This window comes from Actinomadura sp. J1-007, assembly GCF_009793335.1.
Classification (GTDB): Bacteria; Actinomycetota; Actinomycetes; order Streptosporangiales; family Streptosporangiaceae; genus Spirillospora; species Spirillospora yumaensis.
The window spans coordinates 2,754,041-2,776,493 of record NZ_WING01000001.1; the positions used below are offsets into that span (position 1 = coordinate 2,754,041).

Genomic DNA, 22,453 nt, shown 5'->3' on the forward strand with positions numbered 1-22,453 from the left:
GGGACGAGCCCGCAGAGGTAGCCGTCCATCCAGCGCCCGTTGCCGAGCGTGTTGCCGAGCAGGCGGGTGTACGGCCCGGCCATCTTCAGCGCCCGGTCGAGGTTGTCCTGGTTCTTCTGGAGCAGGTCGGTGACGCGGCCGAGCGCGCGCAGCGTCGGGTCGAGCTGCCGCTGGTTGTCGTCCACCAGGCCGCTGATCTGCCGCGACAGCGCCTGCGCGCCCGTCAGCAGCCCGTGGATCGCCTCGCGGCGGCGGCTGATCTCGCCCAGCAGCAGGTTGCCGTCGCGCAGCAGCGCCTCGACGTTCGCGCTCTGGCCCGCCATCGTGCCCGACACCTCCCGGGTGTTGGCGAGCAGCCGGGACAGCTCGGCGTCCCGCGAGGAGATCGTCTTCGACAGCGCCGAGATCCCGGACAGCGCGTTGCGGACGCTCGGCGCGGTCTTGGCGAACGTCGTGGAGATCGTGTCGAGGCTCTGCGCGAGCTTCGCCGAGTCGAGCTGCCCGACCGTCCCGGCGAGGTCCTCGAACGCCTTGGTCACGTCGTACGGGGACGTCGTCCGGCCGATCGGGATGCGGTTGTCCGGGTTCTGCTTGCGCGCCCCGAGCGGATCGACCGCGAGGTACTTGTCGCCGAGCAGCGTCTTGATCGCGATCGCGACGGTGCTGGCCTCGCCGATCCAGGTCCTCTTCACCCGGAACGACACCGTCACCTTCGCGCCGTTCAGCCGGACGCCGGTGACCTCGCCGACCTTCACGCCGGCGACGCGCACCTCGTTGCCCGAGCGCAGCCCGGCCGCCTCGCTGAAGTCGGCGGTGTAGCGGGTGCCGCCGCCGATCACCGGCAGGTTCTTGGCGTTGAACGCCAGCAGCCCGACCGTGAAGATCAGCGCGAACGAGATGATCGCGATCGGGATCGGGTTGCGCTCCCGGATCGGCTTCAGCCTCGGCCTGCGCAGCCGCGGCCGCGCCTTGGCGCCTGGAGCCGCCTTGGCGTCCGGCGTCTTGCCGCCGGCGAGCTTGCCCGGGGCCTTGCCCGCGGGCTTGCCGGGGGCCTTCGCGCCGTCCTTCGCGCCGTCCTTCGGGCCGGTCATTTGCCGCACCTCTCGGCGGTCAGCGGCACGCCCGTCGGCCGCGGGTGGTTCTCGCCCGGGTACTGCTTGTATTCGGCGCCGGTCAAGGCGGCCTCGCACAGGTAGAGGTTGAGCCAGGAACCGTACGACCCGATGCGCCCGATCGTCGCCATCTTCACCGGCAGCGTCTTCAGGAACGAGTCGACCGTCGGGGAGTCGTCGGCGAGGTTGGTGGACAGCCGCCCGAGCTGCGCGATGTCGCGCTTGAGCGGCTCGCGGCCGTCCTTCAGCAGACCGGTGGTGGTGCTCGCGAGGTCGTCCAGCGCGGTGATCGCCTCCCCGATCGGGCGGCGGTCGGCGGCGAGGCCCGACACCAGCCGGCGCAGCGTGCCGATCAGGTCGTCCAGGTTGTCGCCGCGCGCGTTGACCGTGTCGAGCACCTCGTTGAGGTTGCCGATGACCTCCCCGATCACGCGGTCCTTGTCGGCGATGCCGCTGGTCAGCGACGCGACCGTGGACAGCAGGCCCTCGACGGTCGGGCCCTCGCCCTGGAGCACCTGCACGATGGAGCCGGCGAGCTGGTTGACGTCCTTCGGCGACAGCGCCTGGAACAGCGGCTGGAACCCGTTGAACAGCTGGGTCAGGTTGAGCGCGGGCGTCGTCCGCTCGACCGGGATCGTCGCGCCGGGCTTCAGCGTGCCGGGCGCGCCGGTGCCCTGCCCGAGCTCGACGTACCGCTGCCCGATCAGGTTGAGGTACTTGATCGTCGCGGTGGAGGTGGCCGGCAGCCGCCGCCCGTTCTCCACGGTGAACGACACCCGCGCCGTCCGGCGGTCCACGACGTGGATCTCGCCGACCCGGCCGACCTCGACGCCCGCGACGCGCACGCTGTCGCCCTCGCGCAGCCCGGACGCGTCGGTAAACCGGGCCTTGTACGACGCCGTTCCGCCGCCGCCGAACTGGGTGATGCTGAGCGCCAGCATCGCCGTCGCGACCACGGTGACCGCGACGAACGCCAGCGACTTGACGATCGGGCCGGTCAGCCCTTTGCGCCTCACTTGAGCCTCACCTCCGTGCCCCGGTAGATCGGGCCCGCGAGGACGCTGCTCCAGTCGGGCAGCGTCTCGGGGACCTCGTGCAGGTCGGGCGCGAGCAGCTCGTTGACCAGGCGGTTCTCCTCGGGGGAGTTGGGCAGGCCGAGCCCGCCGGGCGCCACGGCGACGGGCGTGGAGGCGTTCGCCGGGGCCGCCTTGGCGGCGCCGGACGGCGTGCCCGCCGCGCCGTACGGCACGGAGTAGCAGTGCGGCCCGCTGCGGTCGGTGTAGCGCGGACGGTCCCGGCCCGGGAGGTAGCGGCCCTTGGACGGCAGCGTGCTGACGTTGACGTGCAGGCCCGGGTGCTTGGTGCCCTTGCCGAGCACCTCGTCCATCACGGGCACGAAGTCGCTCAGCATCTTCAGCGTGCACGGCAGCTCGGGCGAGTACTTCTGGAGCAGCCCGAGCGTCGGGCGGCTCTCGGCCGACAGCCGGATGAGGTTGGCGGAGTTCTCGTGCAGGAAGTCCGACAGCCCCTGCGACGCGTCCGTCACCGACGCGTAGAGCTGGGCGAGGTCGCCGCGCTGCTGGACGATCGAACGGCTCGTGTAGGAGAAGTCGTTCAGCGCCTGGAGGATGTCGGGCGCGGCCTCGTCGTACGCGCGGCTGACCGAGACCAGCTCCCTGATGCTCCGGTTGAGCGCGGGCACGCTCGGGTTGATCTTCTTCAGGTACGCGTCCAGCTCGACCATCGTCCGGCCGAGCTGCTCGCCGCGGCCGTCGAGCGCCTGCGACACCGCGGTGAGCGTGGCCGACAGCTCGGCGGGCTGGACGGCGGTGAGCAGCGGGTACAGGTTGTCCATCACGCGCTGGAGCTCGATCGCGTTGGCCGAACGGTCCTGGTCGATCACGCTGTGCGCGGTCAGCCGTGCGGTCGCGGGCTGCGCGGGCGGCACCAGCGCCACGAACCGCTGGCCGAACAGCGTGGTCGGCAGGAGCTGCGCCGACACGTTCGCGGGGAGCCGCTTCATCTTGTCGGGCTGGATCGCCAGCCGCAGCGTCGCGGTGCTCCCGTCGGACGAGACGTCGCGGACCTCGCCGATGACGACGCCGCGCAGCTTCACGTCGGCGTGCGGGTGCATCTCGCTGCCCGCGCTCGCGGTGCGGAGCGTCACCCACGACACGTCGGTGAACGACTTGTTGTACTGGGCGATCGACACCCAGACCAGCAGCAGCGGGACCAGCAGGAACCCGACCCCGGCGAGCCGCCTGCGCACCAGCCCGGAGGTGTCGGTCCGCCGCCGCGCCCGGCGGCGCGGAGCCGCGGCGCCCGGGCCCGCGGGGCGTCCGGCGGGGCCGCCGGCGGCGGGGGCGTCGGCGCGCTCATCCGGCCACCTTCACCGTGGTGGTCGTGCCCCACACCGCCAGGCTGAAGAAGAAGTCGCTGACGCTGATGAGCACGATGGAGGTGCGGACCGCGCGGCCGACGGCCTGGCCCACCCCGGCAGGGCCGCCGGCCGCGCGGTAGCCGTAGTAGCAGTGCGAGAGGATCACCAGCACGCTGAACACCAGCACCTTGAAGAACGAGAGGATCACGTCCACGGGCGACAGGAACAGCCCGAAGTAGTGGTCGTAGGTGCCCGCCGACTGCCCGTTGACGAGGACGGTCACCTCGCGGGACGCCACGAACGCGCAGAGCAGGCCGATCGCGTACAGCGGCACGATCGCGACGGCGCCCGCGATGATCCGCGTGGTCACCAGGTAGGGCAGGCTCGGGATGCCCATGACCTCCAGGGCGTCCACCTCGTCGCTGATCCGCATCGCGCCGAGCTGCGCGGTGAACCCGGCCCCGACCGTCGCCGACAGCGCGAGGCCCGACACGACCGGCGCGATCTCGCGGGTGTTGATGTAGGCGGAGGCGAACCCGGTGAACGCCGAGGTCCCGATCTGCTGGAGCGCGGAGTAGCCCTGCATGCCGACGACGACGCCGGTCGCGAGGGTCATCGCGACCATCACGCCGATCGTCCCGCCGATCACGCCGAGCCCGCCGCTGCCGAACGCGACCTCGGCGAGGAGCCGCTGCACCTCGCGGCGGTAGCGGCGCAGCGCGCGCGGCGTCCACAGCAGCGACCTGACGTAGAAGGTGCCCTGGTCGCCGGGCTGGTCGAGGAAGCGGAACCAGCGGACGGGCCCGGCCCGGACCCCGGTGAGCAGACTCATCGCTCAGCCCCCCTTCGGCGGGACGACCTGGAGGTAGATCGCCGTGATCGCGAGGTTGAGCATGAACAGCAGCAGGAACGTGATGACGACCGACTGGTTGACGACGTCGCCGACGCCCTTCGGCCCGCCCTTCGGGTTCAGCCCCCGGTACGAGGCGACGACGCCGGCGACGAACCCGAACAGCAGCGCCTTCGCCTCCCCCACGTAGATGTCGGGGAGCTGCGCGAGGGCGGAGAAGCTCGCCACGTACGCGCCGGGGGTGCCGCCCTGCATCAGCACGTTGAAGAAGTAGCCGCCGCCGACGCCGACGACCGAGACCAGGCCGTTCAGCAGGAACGCGACCGCGACGCACGCGAGCACGCGCGGGACGACCAGGCGCTGCACCGGCGAGACGCCGAGCACCTCCATCGCGTCCAGCTCCTCGCGGATCTTGCGGGCGCCGATGTCGGCGCAGATCGTCGAGCCCGCCACGCCGGACACCAGCAGCGCCACGATCATCGGGCTGGCCTGCTGGATGACCACCAGCACGCTCGCCGCCCCGGTGAACGACTGCGCGCCGAACTGCTGGGTGAGGGAGCCGACCTGGAGCGAGGTCACCGCGCCGAACGGAATGGACACCAGCGCGGTCGGCAGGATCGTCACGCTCGCGATGAACCAGAACTGCTCCACGAACTCGCGGAACTGGAACGGGCGCCGGAACATCATTCCGAACACCGAGATGCCGAGCGCGAACATCCGCCCCGACTCGCGCAGCGCGCTCGCCGGAATGGCGATGACAGGCGTAGCCACGGCCGACCTCCCTCCTTTTAGCGTGGGTTACTGGGAGCGGAACAGATTAAACAGCCGACGACATTCAGGTGTCTTGTCACCTGACTGCGGAATCCCGTTCGGCGATCAGGTGCCCAGGCGCTGGCAATCGGAGCTCTGGTCGAACGCGGCGCCGAGGCGGGGATTGGCGCGCAGGTCCTTGGTCGGCCCCTGGTAGGAGTTGAAGCGGGCCAGCTTCTGGCCGACGTCCGTGAGCGACCTGGTGAGCGTCGCCTTGTCCTTGACCTTGGCCTTCGCGAGCGCATCGGCGGTCGCGCCGACCTCCTGGCCGACCTTGGTGAGGTTGGCGAGCGCGGTGTCGTAGCCCGCCCGGCCCCCGTCGACGGGCGGGGCCCCGGCCGCGCGCAGCGTCGCCTCCTGGGCCTTCAGCGACCCCGACAGGTCGCGGAGGAACTTGACGATGGAGGACTTGGACTTCGGGCCGTTCTTCGGGTCCACGGTCGGGAACCTCAGCGTCGCGCCGCTCTGCTTGACCGTTCCACAGATCCGTCCGGCCCAGGCGAGTTGCGCCTTGGTGGGCTTGTCGTCGCCCGAGTCGTCACTGCATCCCGCCACCGACGTGGCGGTCACCGAAGCGAGGACGACCCCGCAGACCAGTCGCCGTATCATGTCTTTTTCCTCCATGACCTTCAGTGTTGCAGCGATGTTACTGACGAACGTCCCGAAGTGACAGGGCCGTCCTATTCACGAGTACCGGAACGCCATTTATGTTGTTCCGGAGAAACATTTCTCGGGGGCCGGTCGAATACTTGTCGCCGGATGACAAGAACCGGCCGCCCGCCGGGTCACCCGCCGCGCTTCGCGGCGGGGCAGTCGCCCGCCGCGGGCTTGCCCGCGAGCCGGTCGGCGATGAACGCCATCGCGTCGGCGTTGCCCCGGTAGACCAGCGTGATGTGGCTCAGGTTCTCCCAGGGCTTCCAGGTGACGTTCATGCCGAGCGCGCAGTAGTCGTCGTGCAGCAGCGACGCCTGGTTGTAGTTGACGATCTCGTCTGTCTTCGAGTGGTACTGGAGGACGGGCACCTTGATCGGGGCCTGTCCGAGCCGGTTCTCGGTCGCCCGGGTCAGCCAGGGGCCGCGCAGCGGGCTCTGCACGAAGAAGTCCTTGAGCCGCTTGTTCTGGTAATCCAGCAGCAGTTCCAGCGTGCAGCCGCCGTCCTCCAGCCTCTTCACGGCCGCGCGTCCGGCGTCGTTCAGCTCGGAGTCGAACGGCAGCTCGGGGTAGGCGTTGTGCAGGCCCATCAGCGCGGGCAGCACGAACCCGAACGCCGGCCTGCCGTCGAGGCGGAGCGCGACCGACACGACGTCGGCGGGGACGCCTCCGCCGACGACGCCGGCGAGCGCGAGCTCCGGCCCGTACGACGGCTGCATCTGCCCCGCCCACATCGCCGCGCCGCCGCCCTGCGAGTAGCCGCGGAACACGACCTTGGCGTCCTTGGACAGCCCCGACTCCGGAAGGCGCTGCGCCGCCCGCACCGCGTCGATCAACGCCGAGCCCATCGCCTTGCCGACGATGTAGGTCGTCTTCGGCTGCGCGTGGTAGCCCTCGTAGTCGGGCGCGGCGACCGCGTACCCGGCGGCCAGCATCTCGTTCAGCGCGGACTGCTCGTAGAACGCGCCCGCGTCGATCATCTTGGACGGCGCGCAGCGGAACGCCGGGCCCTCGGTGCCGGGCCCGAACCCGATGATCGGCGCCTTGGCGCGGTCGCCCGCCTTCGGCACCAGCACGGTGCCGGTCACCGCGTTCGGCTTGCCGTTCGCGTCCGTGGACAGGTACATGACCTGCCAGGCGTCGGCGAGCCTGCGCGCCGCCGGCGGTCCCGCCTTGGCCGGGCGGGCGCGGATCACGTCGCCCGGCGACCCGGCGGGCAGCGGCGACGGCGGCGTGTAGAACGCGTCGCCGGGCGGCCCCGGGTCGGGGGCGGCGGCCCGCACGGCGGCGGGCGCGACCGCCGAAGCGGTGGACGCGGCGGTGGACGCGGCCCCCGCCGGTACGGCGAGCGCGGCCACGAGCGCGGTGGTCGTGAGGGCCCGCGCCGGACGGGAGCGCCTCGTACGGGACAGCGCCGCGCGGGACAGCGCCGCGCGCGTGTGGGGGAACCTGCTCTGCATCACGAGCCTCCGGCCTGACCCGCGGTCCCGGGGGCGGCCGTCAACGTGACGGTGTTGCCCGGCCCCTCGGTGACGGCGCTGATGAACGGGGTGAGCGGCCCGCAGCCCTGGAGCGCGGGCAGCGTGTAGACGCCGGTGACCGTTCCGCCGGCCTCCCTGGTGAAGCCGGTCGCCGCCAGCGCGAGGACCGTCGGCGAGGCGGTCGCGCAGGTCCCGCCGCCGCCGATCTCGATGCCGAAGATCCGCACCGACGGCAGCCGGACGTCCACCCGGGCGGTCCCGGCCAGCCCGGCGGCGGACAGCGTCCCGGTGGCGCGCTCGTGCTGGGTGAACGACAGGTCGGCGCCGGCGGGCAGGAAGCCGAGCACCTGGAACGTCCCGGTGGTCCGGTCGAGCTCCAGGTCCCCCTGGAACCCGCCGTCGGACTCCAGGTCCAGGCCCATCCGGCCGCCGAGCGGGACGCTGCCGTTCGCCGCCTTCACGAACGAGGACCCGGACAGCCCGTACGCCACCGGCGGGGGCGGGCCGACCACGACCGGCAGCGGCGGATCGGACGGTTTCGACTCGTTGCCGGCCCTGTCGAATGCCGACACGGTGAACGCGTACTCCTTCCCGCGCTCCAGGCCGGTCAGGACGAGCTCGGTCCGGTCGGCGACGGTCCAGGTCTTCGCGCCGTTCGACCGGACGCGGTACCCGGCGACGCCGGAGCCGCCCGGCTCGTCGCTGACGGCGTCCCACGCGAGGGTCACCGAGTCGGCCGTCCTCGCCGCGACGCGCAGGCCGCCCGGCACGGGCGGCGGGGTCGTGTCGTCCGGGACGATCTCGAACTCGGCGAGCAGGTTGTCCTGGCCGGGCTCCTGGACGCATTCGGACTCGAACGTGCCGAGGCCGCTCGGCCCGCCGTCCTCCAGCCGGGGCGTCAGCGTGAGCAGCAGGTTCCCGACGTTGATCCGGCCGGGCCCGGCCTTGCGGAACTTCAGGTTCGGGGAGGTGCCGCGGGCCTTCACGTCGAACGGCCCGGAGGCGGGGAGCGGGGTCTTCTCCAGCGTCGAGGTCACCACGGCGCCGAAGCCCTTCGGGTAGTCGGGCGTGGTGAGCGTCGCGTCCGCGACGGCCGTGCCCTCGACGGTCTTGCTGTAGAGGGCGACCAGGCCCCTGGTCGACTCGGCGCTCACGGTGGACACCGAGTCGACGGTGAACTTCGGCACCGGGACGTTCACGGTGACGGTCTTCGGGATGTCCGCGTCGATCTTGACGGCCACGCGCTGCGGCCCGATCAGCGGGAACGTGCACTGGTAGTTCAGCGTCAGCGACGCCGGCTCGGCGGCGGACGCCGAGGCGGCCGGCGCCGCGGGAGCGGTGGCGGCCACGCCGGCGAGGGCGGTGGCCGAGCAGAGCGCCAGCGCGGCGGCGGCCGCGCGTCCGGCCGTCGCGCGTCCGGCCGCTGCGCGCTCGGCGCTTCCTCTGGTGGATCGCACGCGCTGTTGCCTCCTCACGCCCGGCGGGTGGTGCCCCCGCCGCCGCTGACCGCGGCGGCGGGGGCCGTACTGTGCCCCGTCACCCGGGGACCGGATCGCGCCTTACGGCGCGGCCTTCAGGGTGACGGTGTTGCCCGGACCAGCGGCGACGGCGCTGATCAGGGGGGTGAGGAAGCCGCAGCCACCGAGCGAGGGCAGGGTGTAGCCGCCGGTGAGGTCACCGCCGGCCGTCCTGCTCCAGTTGGTGGAGGTCAGCTTGACCTCGGTCGGGGAGGTCGTCTGGCAGGAGCTCCCGCCGCCGATCTCCATGCCGAACACCTTGATCGAAGGCAGCTTGACGTTGACCTTCGTCGTGGTGCTGACGTTGGCGCCGCTCTCGGTGCCGGTCGTCTGGCCCACGGGGGCGAAGGCGACGTCGGCGGTGATCGGCAGGAACCCGAACAGGTTGAACGCGCCCGTGCTCTTGTTGAGCGTCAGGTCACCGGCGATCTTGCCGCCGCTCACCTTGCCCTTGATCGAGCCGGCCAGCGGGACGGTCCCGTTCAGGGTCTTCAGCTTCGACGCGCCCTTGAGCCCGTAGGTGAAGTTGAAGTCCGTGCCCGGGTCGTCGGCGTCGGTCGTGGCCTTGACCGCGGCCGACGGCTTGGACTCGTTCGCGGGCGTCGCCTTGTCGAACGCCGTCACCGTGAAGGAGTACTCGGTGCCCGCCTTCAGGCCGGTGACCTTGACGTCGCTGGTCGCGGAGGTCGTGACCTTCTTGCCGTCCTGGTAGACGTTGTAACCGGCCACGCCGGTGCCGCCCGGGTTGTCGGCGGAGTCGTCCCAGTTCAGCGTCACCGAGGACTTGTCCTTGGCGGAGACCTTCACGTTGGCCGGGACGGACGGAGCGGTCGTGTCCGCCGGCGGGGTGTCGTCGTCGGTCTTGGCCTTGGCCTCGGCCGACGGCTTGGACTCGTTCGCGGGCGATGCCTTGTCGAACGCCGTCACCGTGAAGGAGTACTCGGTGTTCGGCTTCAGGCCCGACACGACCGCCGTGCTGGACGAGGCGGTCGCGACCTTCTGGCCGCCCTGGTACACGTTGTAGCCGCCCAGGCCCGTTCCACCCTCGTTGTCGGTGGAGTCGTCCCAGTCCAGCGTCACGGTCGTGGTGGTCTTGCCCGTCGCCTTCACGTTCGCCGGGACGGACGGAGCGGTCGTGTCCGCGGGCGGGGTGTCGTCGTCGGTCGTCACCTTGAGCTCGGGCTCGGAAGCCTTCGACTCGTTGGCGGTCGGCGTCGCCTTGTCGAACGCCTTCACCGTGAACGCGTACTCGGTCGCGGGCTTCAGGCCCGTGACCTTGGCCGCGGTCTCCGTCGGGCCCACCGTGGCGACCTTCTCGCCGCCCTGGTAGACGTTGTAACCGCCGAGGCCGGTGCCGCCCTCGTTGTCGGTGGACGGGTCCCAGGCCAGGCTGACCGAGGTCGAGTCCTTGCCGGTCACCTTCACGTTGGCCGGGACGGACGGAGCGGTCGTGTCCGCCGGCGGGGTGTCGTCGTCGGTCTTCACCGTGACCACGGGGTCCGAAGCCTTCGACTCGTTCGGGGTCGGCGTCGCCTTGTCGAACGCCTTCACCGTGAAGCCGTACTCGGTGCCCGGCTTCAGCCCCGACACGACGGCCTCGCTGGTCGAGGCGGTCGCGACCTTCTCGCCGCCCTGGTACACGTTGTAGCCGCCCAGGCCCGTTCCACCCTCGTTGTCGGTGGAGTCGTCCCAGTCCAGCGTCACGGTCGTGGTGGTCTTGCCCGTCGCCTTCACGTTCGCCGGGACGGACGGAGCCGTCGTGTCCGCGGGCGGAGCGTCGTCGTCGGTCGTGACCTTGACCTCGTTGGACGCGCCCGACTCGTTCGCGGTCGGGGTCGCCTTGTCGAACGCCTTCACCGTGAACGCGTACTCGGTCTTCGGCGACAGGCCGGTGATCTCGGCGTCGCTGCTCGTGACCGTCTTGACCTTCTGGCCGTTCTGGTACACGTTGTAGCCGCCGACGCCCGTGCCGCCCTCGTTGTCGGTCGCGTCGTCCCAGTCGAGCTTGACCGACGAGGCGGTCTTGCTCGGCGAGGTCAGGTTCGCCGGAGCGGACGGAGCGGTGGTGTCACCGGGGTCGGTGCCCTCACCGATCTTGAAGTTGACGATCCGGTTGTCCTGGTCGGCCGGCGTCAGGGTGCAGGGGGCCTCGAAGTAGTTCCTGTCCGGGTACTCCGGGTCCAGCAGGTCCTCGACGATGTTGCCCTGCGCGTCACGCGGGATGATGTTCAGCGTGATGTTGTTGACGTCCATCGAACCGGTGCCGGCCTTGGTGTAGACCAGCGCGGGCGCGGAGCCCTCGACGTCCATCGGCAGCTCGGGCGCCGGGACCGTCCGGGGGACCTTGGTCTTCGGCACGCCCAGCGGCACGCGGGCCTTCACGCCGTCGGGGTACTCGGGGACCTTGAGGGTCGAGTTGGCGATCGCCGTGCCCTCGATGGTCTCCAGGCCCCGGACCGACTGCATTCCCTCGATCGTGTCCGCGGCGACCACCGTGTGCGAGGTGATCTTGATTTCCGGCGCGTAGGTGTTGAGCGGGATCTCGGCCGGGTAGTCCACCTTGGCGTTGACCGTCAGCTTCCCGTCCGGGATCAGCGGGTAGACGCACATGTAGGTGAGCGTCTTCTCGTTGATGCGCGACGGGTAGTCCTTGGTCGCCGGCTCCTTGCCCGCCTCGGTCGGCATGGTCGTCTTCGCGGGCTTCGGCGGCTGCTGCGTGCCGTCCGAGACGTAGAACTGGGCGAGGGTGTTGGTCTCCCCCGGCGCCAGCTTCTGGTAGCACTGCACCGTCATGGTGCCGAGGGACGTCGGATTGCCCGCGGCGTCCTTCGGAGTCACCGTGAGCGTCAGGTTTCCGACGTTGACGCTGCCCCAGCCCGCCTTGGTGAACTTCAGCGCGGTCGGCGAGGAGCCGGCGGCCTTGACCGAGAACGGACCCGACTCGGGGACCTTGGTCTTGTCCAGATCGACCTTGGTGTCGGCCGACAGGCCGTTCGGGCGGTCGGGCGAGAACACCCGCGCGACCGCCACCGCGGAGCCCTCGATCGACTCGGCGCCGATCGTGTAGAGGCCCTTGGTGGTGTCCGCGCCGATCTCGGTCACCGCGGTGACCGGGAACTTCGGCACGGTCGTCCCGGACTGGACCACGTCCGGGAGGTCGGCGTTGATCGTCGCCTTGATGTCCTTCATGCCGAGCATCGGGTAGTTACAACGGTAGTTCAGTTGCAACGACGCCGGCGCCGCGGCGGCGGGACCGGCGCTGACCAGCCCGGCCCCGGCCACCACGACCGCGACCACGGCCGCGCCGGTGCCGGCCCTTCTGGCTTTTCTCTTCGGATTCACTGCTACCTCTCGTTAAACGGGACGGTTCGACCGGCCCCCACCGGCGCGCGGGTCCGCCGGTGGGGTCCTGTCTGCATCAGCCCGGCCCATGAGGCCGCGAACGCGGTCCTACGGGGTGAGGTTCATGTTGATCGTGTTGCCGGCGCCCGCCGTGAAGAGGCTGAGGATGCCGGTCAGCGGACCGCAGTCGTTGATCGACGCGATCGTGTAGTCCGGGGAGGTGTACGCGCCGCCCTTCTTCGGGTTGAAGAAGGTGCCGGGCGCCGAGCCCATCTTGATCTCCGACGGCTTGGTGGTCTTGCAGTTCGCGCCGCCGCCGAGGGGGATGGGCGTGCCGAACAGGTTGAAGCTCGGCAGCTTGATGTTCATCGTGGACGTGGTGGCGATCACGCCGTCGGAGTAGGTGCCGACGGTGTCGCCGATCTGCTCGAAGTCGATGTCGGCGGTGACGTAGAGGAAGCCAAGGATCATGAAGTTGCCCTTGGACTTGTTCAGCGTCAGCGGGCCCTTGATGGCGCCCGTCTTGCCGTCGACGTTGACACCGATCTTGCCCTTGAGGTCCGCGTCGCCGTTCGCCATCTTGATGTGCGACTTGCCGGCGAGGTTGAAGTTGTAGTTCAACGTCCCGGCCGGCTCGTCCTGCCCCTGGTAGGGGAAGTACGGCGGCACCGGCTGCTGCGGGATGGTCTCGCCCGGGTCGTTCGTGACCTCGAAGTCCTGCACGGTGTTGTTCTGGCCGGAGGACTGCTTGCACGGCGCGGTGAACGTGCCGAGCGCGCTGGAGCTGCCGTCCTTCTTGCGGACGGTCACCTTGAGGTCCATGTCGCCGAGCGTCACCTTGCCGTTGCCGGCCTGGGTGAACTTCACCGGCGTGGCCTCGCCGTAGCCGGAGATGGTGAACGGGCCGTCGCTCGGGATGTCGGTCTTCTGGAGCGCGTTGTTCACCACGGCGTTCACGCCGTTCGGCCGCTCAGGGGAGGTGATCTTGGCCTGCGCGACCGCGCTGCCCTCGATCGTCGCCCCGTCCACGGCCTGGAGGCCCTCGGTCGTGTCCGCCCCGAGGTCGGCGGTCCAGAACACCTGGATCTTGCCGGAGCTCTGGCCGACCTGGATCTTCTTCGGGATGTCGGTCTTGACGTTGAGCTTCAGCGACCGGCCGCCGATGAGCGGGTAGGAACAGTCGTACTTGAGCGAAAGCGAGACCGGGGCGGCCGATGCCGCACCCGCCCCGATGACGCTCGTCAGGCCGAGCCCGATTCCGGCCGCGGTGCCCAGTGCCAGCGTCCTGCGGAGACTGGAACCCTTCTTGGTCTTCACTCGTTGCCTCTCTGTTAGGAACGTGAGTCATGTGATGGACCATCGAATCTCGCGCCACCGAGATTCCGATCACCTCCCTTCTCGGCCGTTCCCGCCGATTTCCTTGGAGTTTCAAGCTCGTAAACTACCCATCGGCACCCGGGGCGTCTTCGGGCCACGGTGACAAAATGGGAGCCGCTGAGACTCAGGTCACTTCCAAGAAAATATGCTCGCAAATTGCGACGGCATGGCCACCGACCGCACAGTCATTGATGCAGCATCGAACATTTCCACCGTTCCCGGGAAAAACACTTCTGCGCTGAGCGTTTTCGGGCGGCGGACTAGGCCGGGCACTTCTTCAGTGCCGCGGCGACCTTGGGGTCCCGCATGTCCGGGACGTACGTCTGGCCGGCCGGAGGCACCGTCAGCCCCTGCTTCTGGGCGCAGGCCCGCAGCGCCTCGGCCTTGCGGGCCACCTCCGGGTTGAGCGCGCCGAGCACGGCGAGGCCGCATTTCTGAACGGCGGCCTGCTCCTTGGCGGAAAGCTTGCGGCGCCCGTCCGGCGGCTGGACGCCCTCCTTGCCCAGGCATTCGTTGAGCTGCTTCTGGGCCTTGGCCGCGGCGGCCTTTCCGTTGCCCGCACCGCCGGGCTGGGGCGAGGGCGTGTCCGCCGCCGCGGAACCCGCCGCGGAGGGAGTGGCGGCACCGCCGGATGACTTTTCCTCGTCCCCGCCGCCGCAGCCCGCCGCCGCGAACATGACCGCCGCGATGGCGAGAACACCGAACGGTCGCATGACACCCGCCATAGCGGTCTCCTCACCGTGGTACCGAAGTACGGCCGAGCCGTAAGTGGGCACTGCCAGAACGGCAGCGTACGATGTGCCGAATGTCACTCACAAGCACTCCAGCGCGCTTGTGTAAAGAGACGGTTAAGTCGCGCTCTTTGTGACAAGAATCAATGGGAGGCGGTTATCCGGGGGCACGAAAACTGTCGCCCCCGGCGCATTCCTCACCCGGTCTTCGAGGTGCCGTTCCGCACCTTGGCGGGGTCCACCGGCAGGCAGCTCGCGTGCGAGATCTGGCAGACCGGCCCCTGGAGGACGCGCACGAGGTTCCCGGGCCCGGACACCGCGCGGCTGAAGATCCGGTCGAGGTCCTCCCCGACCCCGCACCCGCTGAAGGCCGGGACCGTCATCGTCGACTCCAGGGGGCCGCCGTCCTTGATGTTCTTGTAGCCGGCGGTCCCGGCGAGGTCGAGCTCGACGGGCTTGACCGTCCGGCACTTGGACCCGACCTTCAACGGCGACCCGTTCGCGTACGCGTCCAGAATCCGGATCGACATCTTCGTCGTCCCGTGGACCTTCATGCCGTCGCCCTTGTCCTCGCCCTTGAGGGTCCCGGCGCCGACCTGGGTCAGCTCCATCGTCGCGGTCGTCGGCATGAAGCCGAACGTCAGGAAGGTCGTCTTGGACCGCAGCGGCCCGGTGAACCTGAACCTGGCGTCGATGACGTCGGTCTTGGCGTAGTAGGCGACGTTGGTCAGCGTGGGGGCCTGCGCCGGATCGTTCAGGACCGCCGCGCCCTTCAGCTTGTTCACGTTGGAGAACCCGGCCATGTAGGTGCACGCCTCGATCCAGTCGGGATCGGGCCCCTTGAGCTCGCCGCACTCCTTCGGCGGGCCCTTCGGCATCCGCACCACGAGGGTCGGGCTGGGCGGCGAGAGGTTCCCCGCCGCGTCCTTGGCCCGGACCGTGAACGTGTAGGTCTGCTCGGGCTGCAACCCGGTCACCCACCCCGTCGTCCCCGGCCAGGTGACGAGCCGGACGGGGCCGCTGTAGATCTCGTAGCCGACGACCCCGACGTCGTCCTTGGACTCGCCCCACTCCATCGTCACCGCGTTCTTCGCCAGCCCGGTCCTGACGAGCTTGCCGGGCGCGGTCGGCGGATTGCGGTCGCGGTCGAGGGTGCGGACGCTGACGGGCGGGCTCGGGTCGGAGACGTTCCCGGTCAGGTCGCGGGCCCGGACGGTGAAGGTGTAGCCGGTGTTGGGCGTGAGCCCGCCGATCGCCGCGTCGGCCGTGGAGCCGGTCGTCGTGAGGACGGGTGCGGTGCCGCCGTTCTGGTAGACGTCGTAGGCGTAGACGCCGAAGTCGTCCTCCGACCGTCCCCAGGACAGCTTCACGGTGTCTCCGCCGCGCGCGGTCACCTCGGGCCTGCCGGGCGCGGACGGCTTCTGCGTGTCCGGTCCCTGAACGAACTCGAACTCGGCCAGCACGTTCTTCTGGCCCGGCTTCTGGACGCATTCGACGTTCACCGGATCGCCCAGCGTCGTCGCCTTTCCGTCGATCTTCCGGATGCTCGTGGCCAGCGTCAGATCCCCGACCTCCACCCGGCCGGGCCCGGCTTTGGTGGACTTGAACTGCGAGGGGGACGGGCGGCCCGCGTGAACGTCGAACGGGCCGACGGGCGGGATCGCGGTCTTCTGCATCGGGGTGTCCACCCGCAGGCCGACCCCCTTCGGACGGTCGGGCGTGAAGAGCCTGGTCCTGGGATCGGAGGTGCCTTCGATGGTGGCGGCCTCGACCGCGGTGAGCCCGTCGGTGGTCTCCGCGTTCACCGTCGCGACGGCCTCGATGGGGAACTTCTGCACCGACGCGCCGACCGGGATCTTCTTCGGCACGTCCACCTTGATGGTGAGCTTCAGGTCCTGTTCCATGATCACCGGGAACTTGCACCGGTAGAGCAGCGTCAGCGACGACTGCTCCGCCGCGGCGGGCGCCGACGAGCCGGTCAGCGCGAGCTGACCGCCGACCAGGAGCGGAACGCTCGCCGCCAATGCCAAGGCCGCCCTGGTCTTTCTTCCAATCGCCCAGACCTTCACTTGGCACAACCTCTCGCGCGACGGACGACCCGGTCGACCGAGTCACGTGCGCGCAACCTACTGAAGGGCCCCAGGAGCGTCAAAGGATTCTCGCTAAATAAGCGCTTTCCTCTTAATGGTGATCCCGGCGGCGAGAAAACTTATCAGCCATCGACAAGTTTTATCATCAGCCCGTTGACCAGGTACGATACCAGAGTCACCAGCACCCAGAACGGGATTCTTGTCGTCGGCTGACAACTTTTTCACGACGGCCGGCAGCCGTGTCCGCCGAACATTGGCGAGATCCCAAGAACGGCACTGTGCGCCTTTTCACAGGCGACTCGGAGGGCAATCATTTCGCTGGGACAACCGTGCCCGCGCGACATCGCACATCTGATCAGGCTGCCCTGTCCCGGCGTGCAGCAGCGCTCCCCCACCGCCGGCCGGCAGCGAAGGAGTTGGACAACGTGGCGTTCCGAACGACGGGAAAGCAGTTCATCGCGGCCCTCGGGGTGGGCGCCGCCCTCGTGACGGCGCCGCCCGCCGCGCTGGCCGCCGACGACCCGACGCCGAACCCGCCGACGCCGACGCCTCCGAAGCCGGTGCTGCGCCTGGGCCTGTCCCTGTCGAGCACGACGGCGAGTCCCGGCGAATGGCTGACGGCGAGGATCTCCGTCCGCACCGATCAGACCCCCGCGGCGGACGCCCGCCTGCTCCTGTCCACCGGACGCTTGAAGGTGACCCCGTCCACCACGGAACTGAAAGAGGTCAGCGCCAAGGAACGTACGTTGAGCGCTGTGGTCACCATTCCCAAGAACGTCTCGCCGGGAAGTGACACGCTTCTCGCCGAGCTTTCCGCGCCCGGCGCGACCGGCGCGACCGCCCGCGCCACCATCACGGTCAAGGCCCCGCCGACCAAGTCGCCGACGCCGACGCCGTCCCACTCCACCACGCCGCCCAGCAGTACGACGCCGACGCCGGGCAGCACCCCGAGCGGCGGCAGCGTGCCGTCCGTTCCGCAGACGACCCCGCCGGGCGTCCTCCCCTCCGCCCAGTCGCCGCAGGTCGCGCCGTCCCAGGTCGCGCTGCCGCCGATCGCGTCACCGCAGATCGCGCCGACCTCCTCGCCGGTCGGGCAGACGTCCCTGCGCAGCAGCACCACCTCCACCGAGGACCGCGACCTGGTCTCGGTCACGGCGGGCTGGCTGGCGGCCCTGTTCACCGCCCAGTGGCTCCTGCTCACCCGAGCCCGCCTCGGCCGCCGCCGCCGCAACGGCACCCGCCCCGGCAAGACCGGAACGGGCCCGCGCAAGATGCGCCTGGCCCTCCTACCGTCCCGAACCCCGAACACCCCCGCCGCTAAATAACCCGCGCCCATAACGGAAACCCAAGCCCCGCTTTTCAGCGACCGTCGGCACCGTCGGTGTCCGGCCCGACCTCCGGACCGTCCGGCCAGGAGGCGCGGTGCCGAGATCGCGGCGCGCATCACCATGACGCCGCCGCCGTCGCCGCTTCCCGCCGTTGACGACGAGGCGCTCTCGTTCGTCGTACGGTCGCTGAGGTCGGTGGGCGCGTGCGGGAGGGGCGACCGGTTCAGGGTCGGGGTGCGTTGGCCGCGCGTAGGGAATCGATCAGGGCGTCGACGGCGGCGAGCGCGGTGGCCGGGTCGAGTCCGGCGCGGGAGACCAGGGATAGGCCCTGGACGGTGAACAGCAGCAGTTGCGCCTGGGCTTCGGGTGTCGCGCCCTGGGTGACCTCGCCGCTCGTCTGCGCGCGCCGCAGGGCGTCGGCGACGATCCGGGTGAAGCGGGCGTGCGAGCGGGCCACGATCTCGCGGGCCTCGGCATCTTGCGGAACGAGTTCGGCGGTGGTGTTGCCGATCATGCAGCCCTGCGGAACGCCGGCGTCGGAGGCGTACTCCTGCGCCCGCGCCGGGTTGGCGAGCACCTCGCGCAGCGCCGGCAGCACCGGCCCGCTCTCCAGCGCCGCGACCAGCCGGCGCTCGTAGGTGTCCCAGTACAGCTGGACCGCCGCCAGGTAGAAGTTCCGCTTGTCGCCGAAGGCGCCGTAGAGGCTGCCCCGTTCCAGGGACAGCCCTTCGACCAGGTCCTGGACGGAGGTGGCTCCGTAGCCCCGGGACCAGAACAGCAGGAGAGCGCGTTCCAGGGCTTCGCCTCTGTCGAACGCGCGGGAGCCCGGCCGGGGGCGACAGGGCCTGGACGTCGCCGGTCTTGTGGTGATTCCTTCTGCTACCGGGGCTCCACGTTTGGTTCACCGCCCGGCGCTCTGCCCGCCTGTCTCCCCGAACCGCATCCTTCAGGCCACAGAAAGCGCAGGCTGCGCGCAACGCCGAAGGGCAGCCGCGGGTGATCGCGGACGGTCAGGGCTCTTTCCGGTGCCACGGATTCGGCGCAGGGTGGGGAGGCGGCTGGATTTATCGGGGTGGCTGTTGTGGGTTCGGGGGTGGGTGGTTGGTGCGGGGGTGGCGGGAAGTGGTTCGTCGTGGTCGGCGCGCAGGCCGTCGAGGGAGATGCGGAGCAGCCTGTTCCACATCAGGGGGCGGCACTCGCCGGTGATCTGGACGGCGTGGCCCAGTGAGACCAGCAGGAGCAGCAGGTCGTCGGTGGTCACGCCGGGGCGCAGCAGGCCCGTGGCGCGGGCGCACAGTTCCTCGATGACCAGGCGGAGCTGGTGGATGCCCTCCAGATCGGGGTCCGCCCAGGTCAGCGCGAAACGTTCCATGATCGCGCGATGGCGCGCATAGCCGGTCAGGGCCTGCTGGTAGAAGTCGGTCAGCGCCGCCCAGGGCTCCTCGGCCTCGATCGCCGCCCGGCGCGCGGATTCCGCCCATTCCGAGAAATCCTTGCGCAGCACCGTGTGGACGAGGTCTTCCTTCTTCGGGAAGTGGCGGTAGAGGGTGCCCATGCCCACGCCGCTACGGCGGGCGATCTCGCGGACGTCCACCGCGGTGCCCTGCTCGGCCAGCACCTCGGCGGCGGCCTCGACGATCGCGTCTCGGTTGCGCATCGCGTCGGCGCGCGGCGCGCGGCGGCGGGGGGTGTTCTCCGGTTCGGCCACTGCCATGCGTCTAAGCGTACCGCCTTATGCGGAGCACCTGCTCCGCCCTGTGCTACTTTGAGGAGCAAGTGCTCCGGATAGTGAGGGGATGTCATGTCCGACCCGTCCACGGCGACCGAGAACGAGGCCGTGCCTCCGGTCACCAACTGGAACGAACGGATCATCGCCGAGTTTCGAGCGAACGGCGGGTACGTGGCGTGGAGCAGCGACGGCGAATTCGCCGCGGGCCGTCCCATCCCGCCCCGGTTTCCCGGGTTCGACGAGCGGGGTATGCCGCTGATCCTGGTGCACCACACCGGGGCCAAGACCGGGCGCGAGCGGATCAACCCGCTGTTCTACCAGCCGGTCGGCGATGGCTGGGCCATCTTCGGAACCCACGGCGGCAGCCCGCGCCATCCGGTCTGGTACCACAACCTCATGGCGAATCCGCAGGCCACAGTCGAGGTCGGGGCGGAGAGAGTGCCGGTCGTCGCTCGGCTCGCGGAGGGCGCGGAGCGCGAACGGCTCTGGGCGAACGAGGTGGCGCTCGTCCCGAAGTTCGCCGAGTTCGAGGCGGCCGCCGGCAGGCAGATCCCTGTCGTCGTGCTGGAACGTGTGCATGGCTCCACCCCCACCCCGCCGCTTTCCGAGAAATGAGTGCGGGTCGCGTCGGGTTTCTCGCCGTCGTCCGCCACGGGCGTCTTCGCGGCTCCGTGCCCGTCCGCGTCAGATGTGCGGCGGGCGCGCTGAACGAATGTTGCGGAACGGCCGCGCCATTCCCCCGTTGGATGGGCGCGGCCGTTCCGCACAACGTTTGATGCGCATGTGTCGCCGAGGGTTAGTCGACCAGGCGGAGCCAGGCTTTTGCTAGGGCGGCGTGGCCGGGCGGGGTGGGGTGGACGCCGTCTTCGGCCCAGTATTCGGGGGCGGTCGTCGCGGCGAGTTCGGCGAACATGCCGTCGGCGGCGAGCAGGTGCGCGCCGTACTTGAGGGCGAGTTCGCGAACGGCCTGGATCTTCGGGTCCAGGTCGTCCCGCCATTTCTTGCGGTCCTCTTCGCCGAGGTGCATGGGGCCGACTTCGACGGTGCCGCGGATCGGCAGGAGGAACGGCTCGATGAGGATCAGTTCGGTGCCGGCGTCGGCGAGGGGCGCGAGCAGGCGGTCGTAGCCCGCGGCGTACTCGTCCGCGGAGATCATGTAGCCGTCCGGGTCGTACGAGTGCCAGCCGACGTCGTTCATGCCGACGAGGACCGACACCACGTCCGGGCGCGCGTCGAGCACGTCCGCCTGCCAGCGGGCTTCGAGGTCCATCACCTTGTTGCCCGCGATCCCGGTGTTCAGCCAGGTCACGGGCCGGTCCGGGTGCCGCAGGCCCCACTCGCCCGCGACGCGCAGCGGGTAGCCGAACCCGAGCCGGTCCTCGCTCTCCAGCCGCTGGCAGTCGGTGATCGAGTCGCCGGTGAACATCACGGTGCTTCCGGCACGAAGGGTGATCGTCATGTGTGCTCCTAGAAAAGAGGGGTTCAGAACGCCGGGCTGCCGAACCAGCGGGTGGCGGCCCGTTCGAACGATTCGCGGTCGGGGGTGCGGTCGCCGGTCCAGGCGACGATGCCGTCAGGGCGGACGAGGACGGTGCCCGTTCCGAGGTCGTTCCTCGCCGGTCCGGACGCGTACGTGATGCGGGTCTCCCAGGCCCTCGCCGACGTTTGCAGGCGCCGGTCGGTACTGAAGTCGAGCGCGACGCCTCGTCCGTCGTGCATCAGGTCGCCCAGACGGGTGCCGTCCTCAAGACGAAAGTCGGGGGCGCTGCGGCCGATGAGCGGGTGCTCGTTGCCGAGGTCGTAGCGGATCGACGATCCGGACGTCTTGTCGAACACGTACGTCGTTCCGTCACGGGTCCCGAGAAGGTCGCGGACCAGCCGCTGGATCGCCTGCGCGTGCGGGTCCGGCCGCATGACCGCCACCTGGGCGCGCGTCCAGTCGAGCGCCCACGCGCCGACCGGATGGCGCTCGCGGGTGTAGGTATCGAGAAGCCCGTCCGGAGCGCGGCCGTGAACGGTCGCCGCGAGCTTCCACCCCAGGTTCACGGCGTCGCCGATGCCGAGGTTGAGTCCCTGCGCTCCCAAGGGAGAGTGGATGTGCGCGGCGTCGCCCGCGAGCAGGACGCGGCCCTGCCGGTACGTCGTCGCCTGCTTCGCCCGATCGGTGAAGCTGGAGGCGAGATGGACGTCGTTCAACGTCACGTCGGTGCCGGACACGCGCCGCAGAACGGCCTGGAGGTGTTCGCGGGACGGCTGCTGGGAGCGGTCGAACGCGCCGCCGTCGCACTCCATCATGCCGACGTGCCCTTCGGCGGGCGTCCGGAGGTACATGCCGGTCGGCGTCAGGTTGAACCCCGGGCTCAGCTTCTCGGGGTCCGCGATGTCGGCGACCATGGCGTACCCGGTGAACTGCGGCTCCGTCCCGACGAAGTCGAAACCCGCGAGCCGACGGACCGTGCTGCGCCCGCCGTCGCATCCGACGAGCCAGCGCGCCGGGTACTCGTTCCCGCCGGCTCGCGCGACCACGCCCTCGCCGTCCTGCGCGATGGCCGAGACCGTGACGCCGCGCCGGACGTCCACGCCGAGCTTGGCCGCCCGCTCGGACAGCACCGTCTCGACGGCTTCGAGGTTCGTCATCACGCCGTCCGCCGCCGGGCTGGGAAGCCGGAACGGCAGGGCGGCCACGTCGACATCGGCCGGATCGAGCATCATGCCCGCGAAGTGCCCCACGCCGCGAGGGGCCGTCGGCTCGTCCGCGCCGGAATCGTCCACGCCCAGTTCGTGCAGCATCCCGCGGCGGTGGAACGCCTCGACCGACGCGGCGGACAAGCCCCGCATCCCGAGCGGATCCGCCTTCCAGGGGGAACGGATCTCCGCCTCCCGTTCGAGCACGAGGACTGAGCAGCCCGCGAGACCGAGCTCGCAGGCGAGAAATAGACCGATCGGGCCAGCGCCCACGATCACCACATCATGCACGTAACTCCCCTTCCGAAAGCCTGTATGCCGTTCAGGCACCCAAAGGCTGACCTGGCCCGCTCACACGGGACCCGCACCG

At 70.2% G+C, this 22,453-nt stretch carries 17 protein-coding genes and 2 pseudogenes; 2 read left to right on the top strand and 17 right to left on the bottom strand.

From position 1 onward, the window contains the following. Positions 1-17 precede the first annotated feature (17 nt). The 12 genes and pseudogenes from GEV43_RS12440 to GEV43_RS12495 all read right to left on the bottom strand — a co-directional run. A pseudogene (locus GEV43_RS12440) lies at positions 18-1,091 on the bottom strand (MCE family protein); the annotation flags it as partial. Next, positions 1,088-2,128 carry an MCE family protein gene (locus GEV43_RS12445; protein ID WP_160820823.1) on the bottom strand — a complete coding sequence of 347 codons (1,041 nt, stop codon included), beginning with the start codon at positions 2,126-2,128 and terminating at the stop codon, positions 1,088-1,090. The gene GEV43_RS12445 and the pseudogene GEV43_RS12440, both read right to left, overlap by 4 nt. Further along, positions 2,125-3,381, bottom strand: a complete 1,257-nt coding sequence (locus GEV43_RS12450) for an MCE family protein (protein ID WP_309239605.1) — start codon at positions 3,379-3,381, stop codon at positions 2,125-2,127. Before GEV43_RS12450 ends, GEV43_RS12445 begins: the two co-directional genes overlap by 4 nt. Before the next feature lie 106 nt (positions 3,382-3,487). Beyond that, positions 3,488-4,324, bottom strand: a complete 837-nt coding sequence (locus GEV43_RS12455) for an ABC transporter permease (RefSeq protein WP_160820824.1) — start codon at positions 4,322-4,324, stop codon at positions 3,488-3,490. 3 nt (positions 4,325-4,327) lie between these two features. Beyond that, on the bottom strand, positions 4,328-5,092 hold the full coding sequence (locus GEV43_RS12460) for an ABC transporter permease (protein WP_160824485.1): 765 nt from the start codon (positions 5,090-5,092) through the stop codon (positions 4,328-4,330). Positions 5,093-5,218: 126 nt separating this feature from the next. Next, positions 5,219-5,761 (bottom strand): hypothetical protein, encoded by a 543-nt coding sequence (locus GEV43_RS12465; RefSeq protein WP_160820825.1) that lies wholly within the window; start codon positions 5,759-5,761, stop codon positions 5,219-5,221. Positions 5,762-5,937: 176 nt separating this feature from the next. After that, positions 5,938-7,263 carry a lipase family protein gene (locus GEV43_RS12470; protein WP_160820826.1) on the bottom strand — a complete coding sequence of 442 codons (1,326 nt, stop codon included), beginning with the start codon at positions 7,261-7,263 and terminating at the stop codon, positions 5,938-5,940. After that, a complete protein-coding gene (locus tag GEV43_RS54820) occupies positions 7,263-8,741 on the bottom strand; it encodes a fibronectin type III domain-containing protein (RefSeq protein ID WP_160820827.1) in 1,479 nt (492 codons plus the stop codon). The genes GEV43_RS12470 and GEV43_RS54820 overlap by 1 nt, the downstream gene beginning before the upstream one ends. A gap of 102 nt (positions 8,742-8,843) precedes the next feature. Further along, entirely contained in the window at positions 8,844-12,143 is a 3,300-nt protein-coding gene (locus GEV43_RS12480) for a fibronectin type III domain-containing protein (RefSeq protein WP_160820828.1), read from the bottom strand. A gap of 108 nt (positions 12,144-12,251) precedes the next feature. Next, a complete protein-coding gene (locus GEV43_RS12485; RefSeq protein ID WP_160820829.1) occupies positions 12,252-13,460 on the bottom strand; it encodes a DUF6801 domain-containing protein in 1,209 nt (402 codons plus the stop codon). A gap of 320 nt (positions 13,461-13,780) precedes the next feature. Continuing rightward, positions 13,781-14,233 (bottom strand): hypothetical protein, encoded by a 453-nt coding sequence (locus GEV43_RS12490; RefSeq protein WP_160820830.1) that lies wholly within the window; start codon positions 14,231-14,233, stop codon positions 13,781-13,783. Between the two features lie 215 nt (positions 14,234-14,448). Then, a complete protein-coding gene (locus GEV43_RS12495; RefSeq protein WP_160820831.1) occupies positions 14,449-16,281 on the bottom strand; it encodes a fibronectin type III domain-containing protein in 1,833 nt (610 codons plus the stop codon). A gap of 485 nt (positions 16,282-16,766) precedes the next feature. On the opposite strand from GEV43_RS12495, the gene GEV43_RS12500 reads away from it, so the two are divergent. Continuing rightward, positions 16,767-17,666, top strand: a complete 900-nt coding sequence (locus tag GEV43_RS12500; RefSeq protein WP_160820832.1) for a hypothetical protein — start codon at positions 16,767-16,769, stop codon at positions 17,664-17,666. Positions 17,667-17,892: 226 nt separating this feature from the next. Here the strand turns inward: GEV43_RS12500 and GEV43_RS12505 are convergent, their stop codons facing one another. From GEV43_RS12505 to GEV43_RS12510, 3 genes and pseudogenes are all read right to left on the bottom strand, one after another. Continuing rightward, entirely contained in the window at positions 17,893-18,267 is a 375-nt protein-coding gene (locus tag GEV43_RS12505; RefSeq protein ID WP_206681146.1) for a TetR family transcriptional regulator C-terminal domain-containing protein, read from the bottom strand. A 75-nt stretch (positions 18,268-18,342) separates the two neighbouring features. Further along, positions 18,343-18,540, bottom strand: a pseudogene (locus tag GEV43_RS56030) (helix-turn-helix domain-containing protein); the annotation flags it as partial. Positions 18,541-18,615: 75 nt separating this feature from the next. Continuing rightward, entirely contained in the window at positions 18,616-19,383 is a 768-nt protein-coding gene (locus GEV43_RS12510) for a TetR/AcrR family transcriptional regulator (protein ID WP_160820833.1), read from the bottom strand. Between the two features lie 87 nt (positions 19,384-19,470). Here GEV43_RS12510 and GEV43_RS12515 point away from each other — a divergent pair, with 87 nt between their 5' ends. After that, positions 19,471-20,013, top strand: a complete 543-nt coding sequence (locus GEV43_RS12515) for a nitroreductase family deazaflavin-dependent oxidoreductase (RefSeq protein WP_160820834.1) — start codon at positions 19,471-19,473, stop codon at positions 20,011-20,013. 181 nt (positions 20,014-20,194) lie between these two features. On the opposite strand, the gene GEV43_RS12520 is transcribed toward GEV43_RS12515, so the two are convergent. Beyond that, positions 20,195-20,857 (bottom strand): SGNH/GDSL hydrolase family protein, encoded by a 663-nt coding sequence (locus GEV43_RS12520; protein ID WP_160820835.1) that lies wholly within the window; start codon positions 20,855-20,857, stop codon positions 20,195-20,197. A 23-nt stretch (positions 20,858-20,880) separates the two neighbouring features. Then, positions 20,881-22,374 carry an FAD-dependent monooxygenase gene (locus GEV43_RS12525; RefSeq protein WP_160820836.1) on the bottom strand — a complete coding sequence of 498 codons (1,494 nt, stop codon included), beginning with the start codon at positions 22,372-22,374 and terminating at the stop codon, positions 20,881-20,883. Positions 22,375-22,453 lie beyond the last annotated feature (79 nt).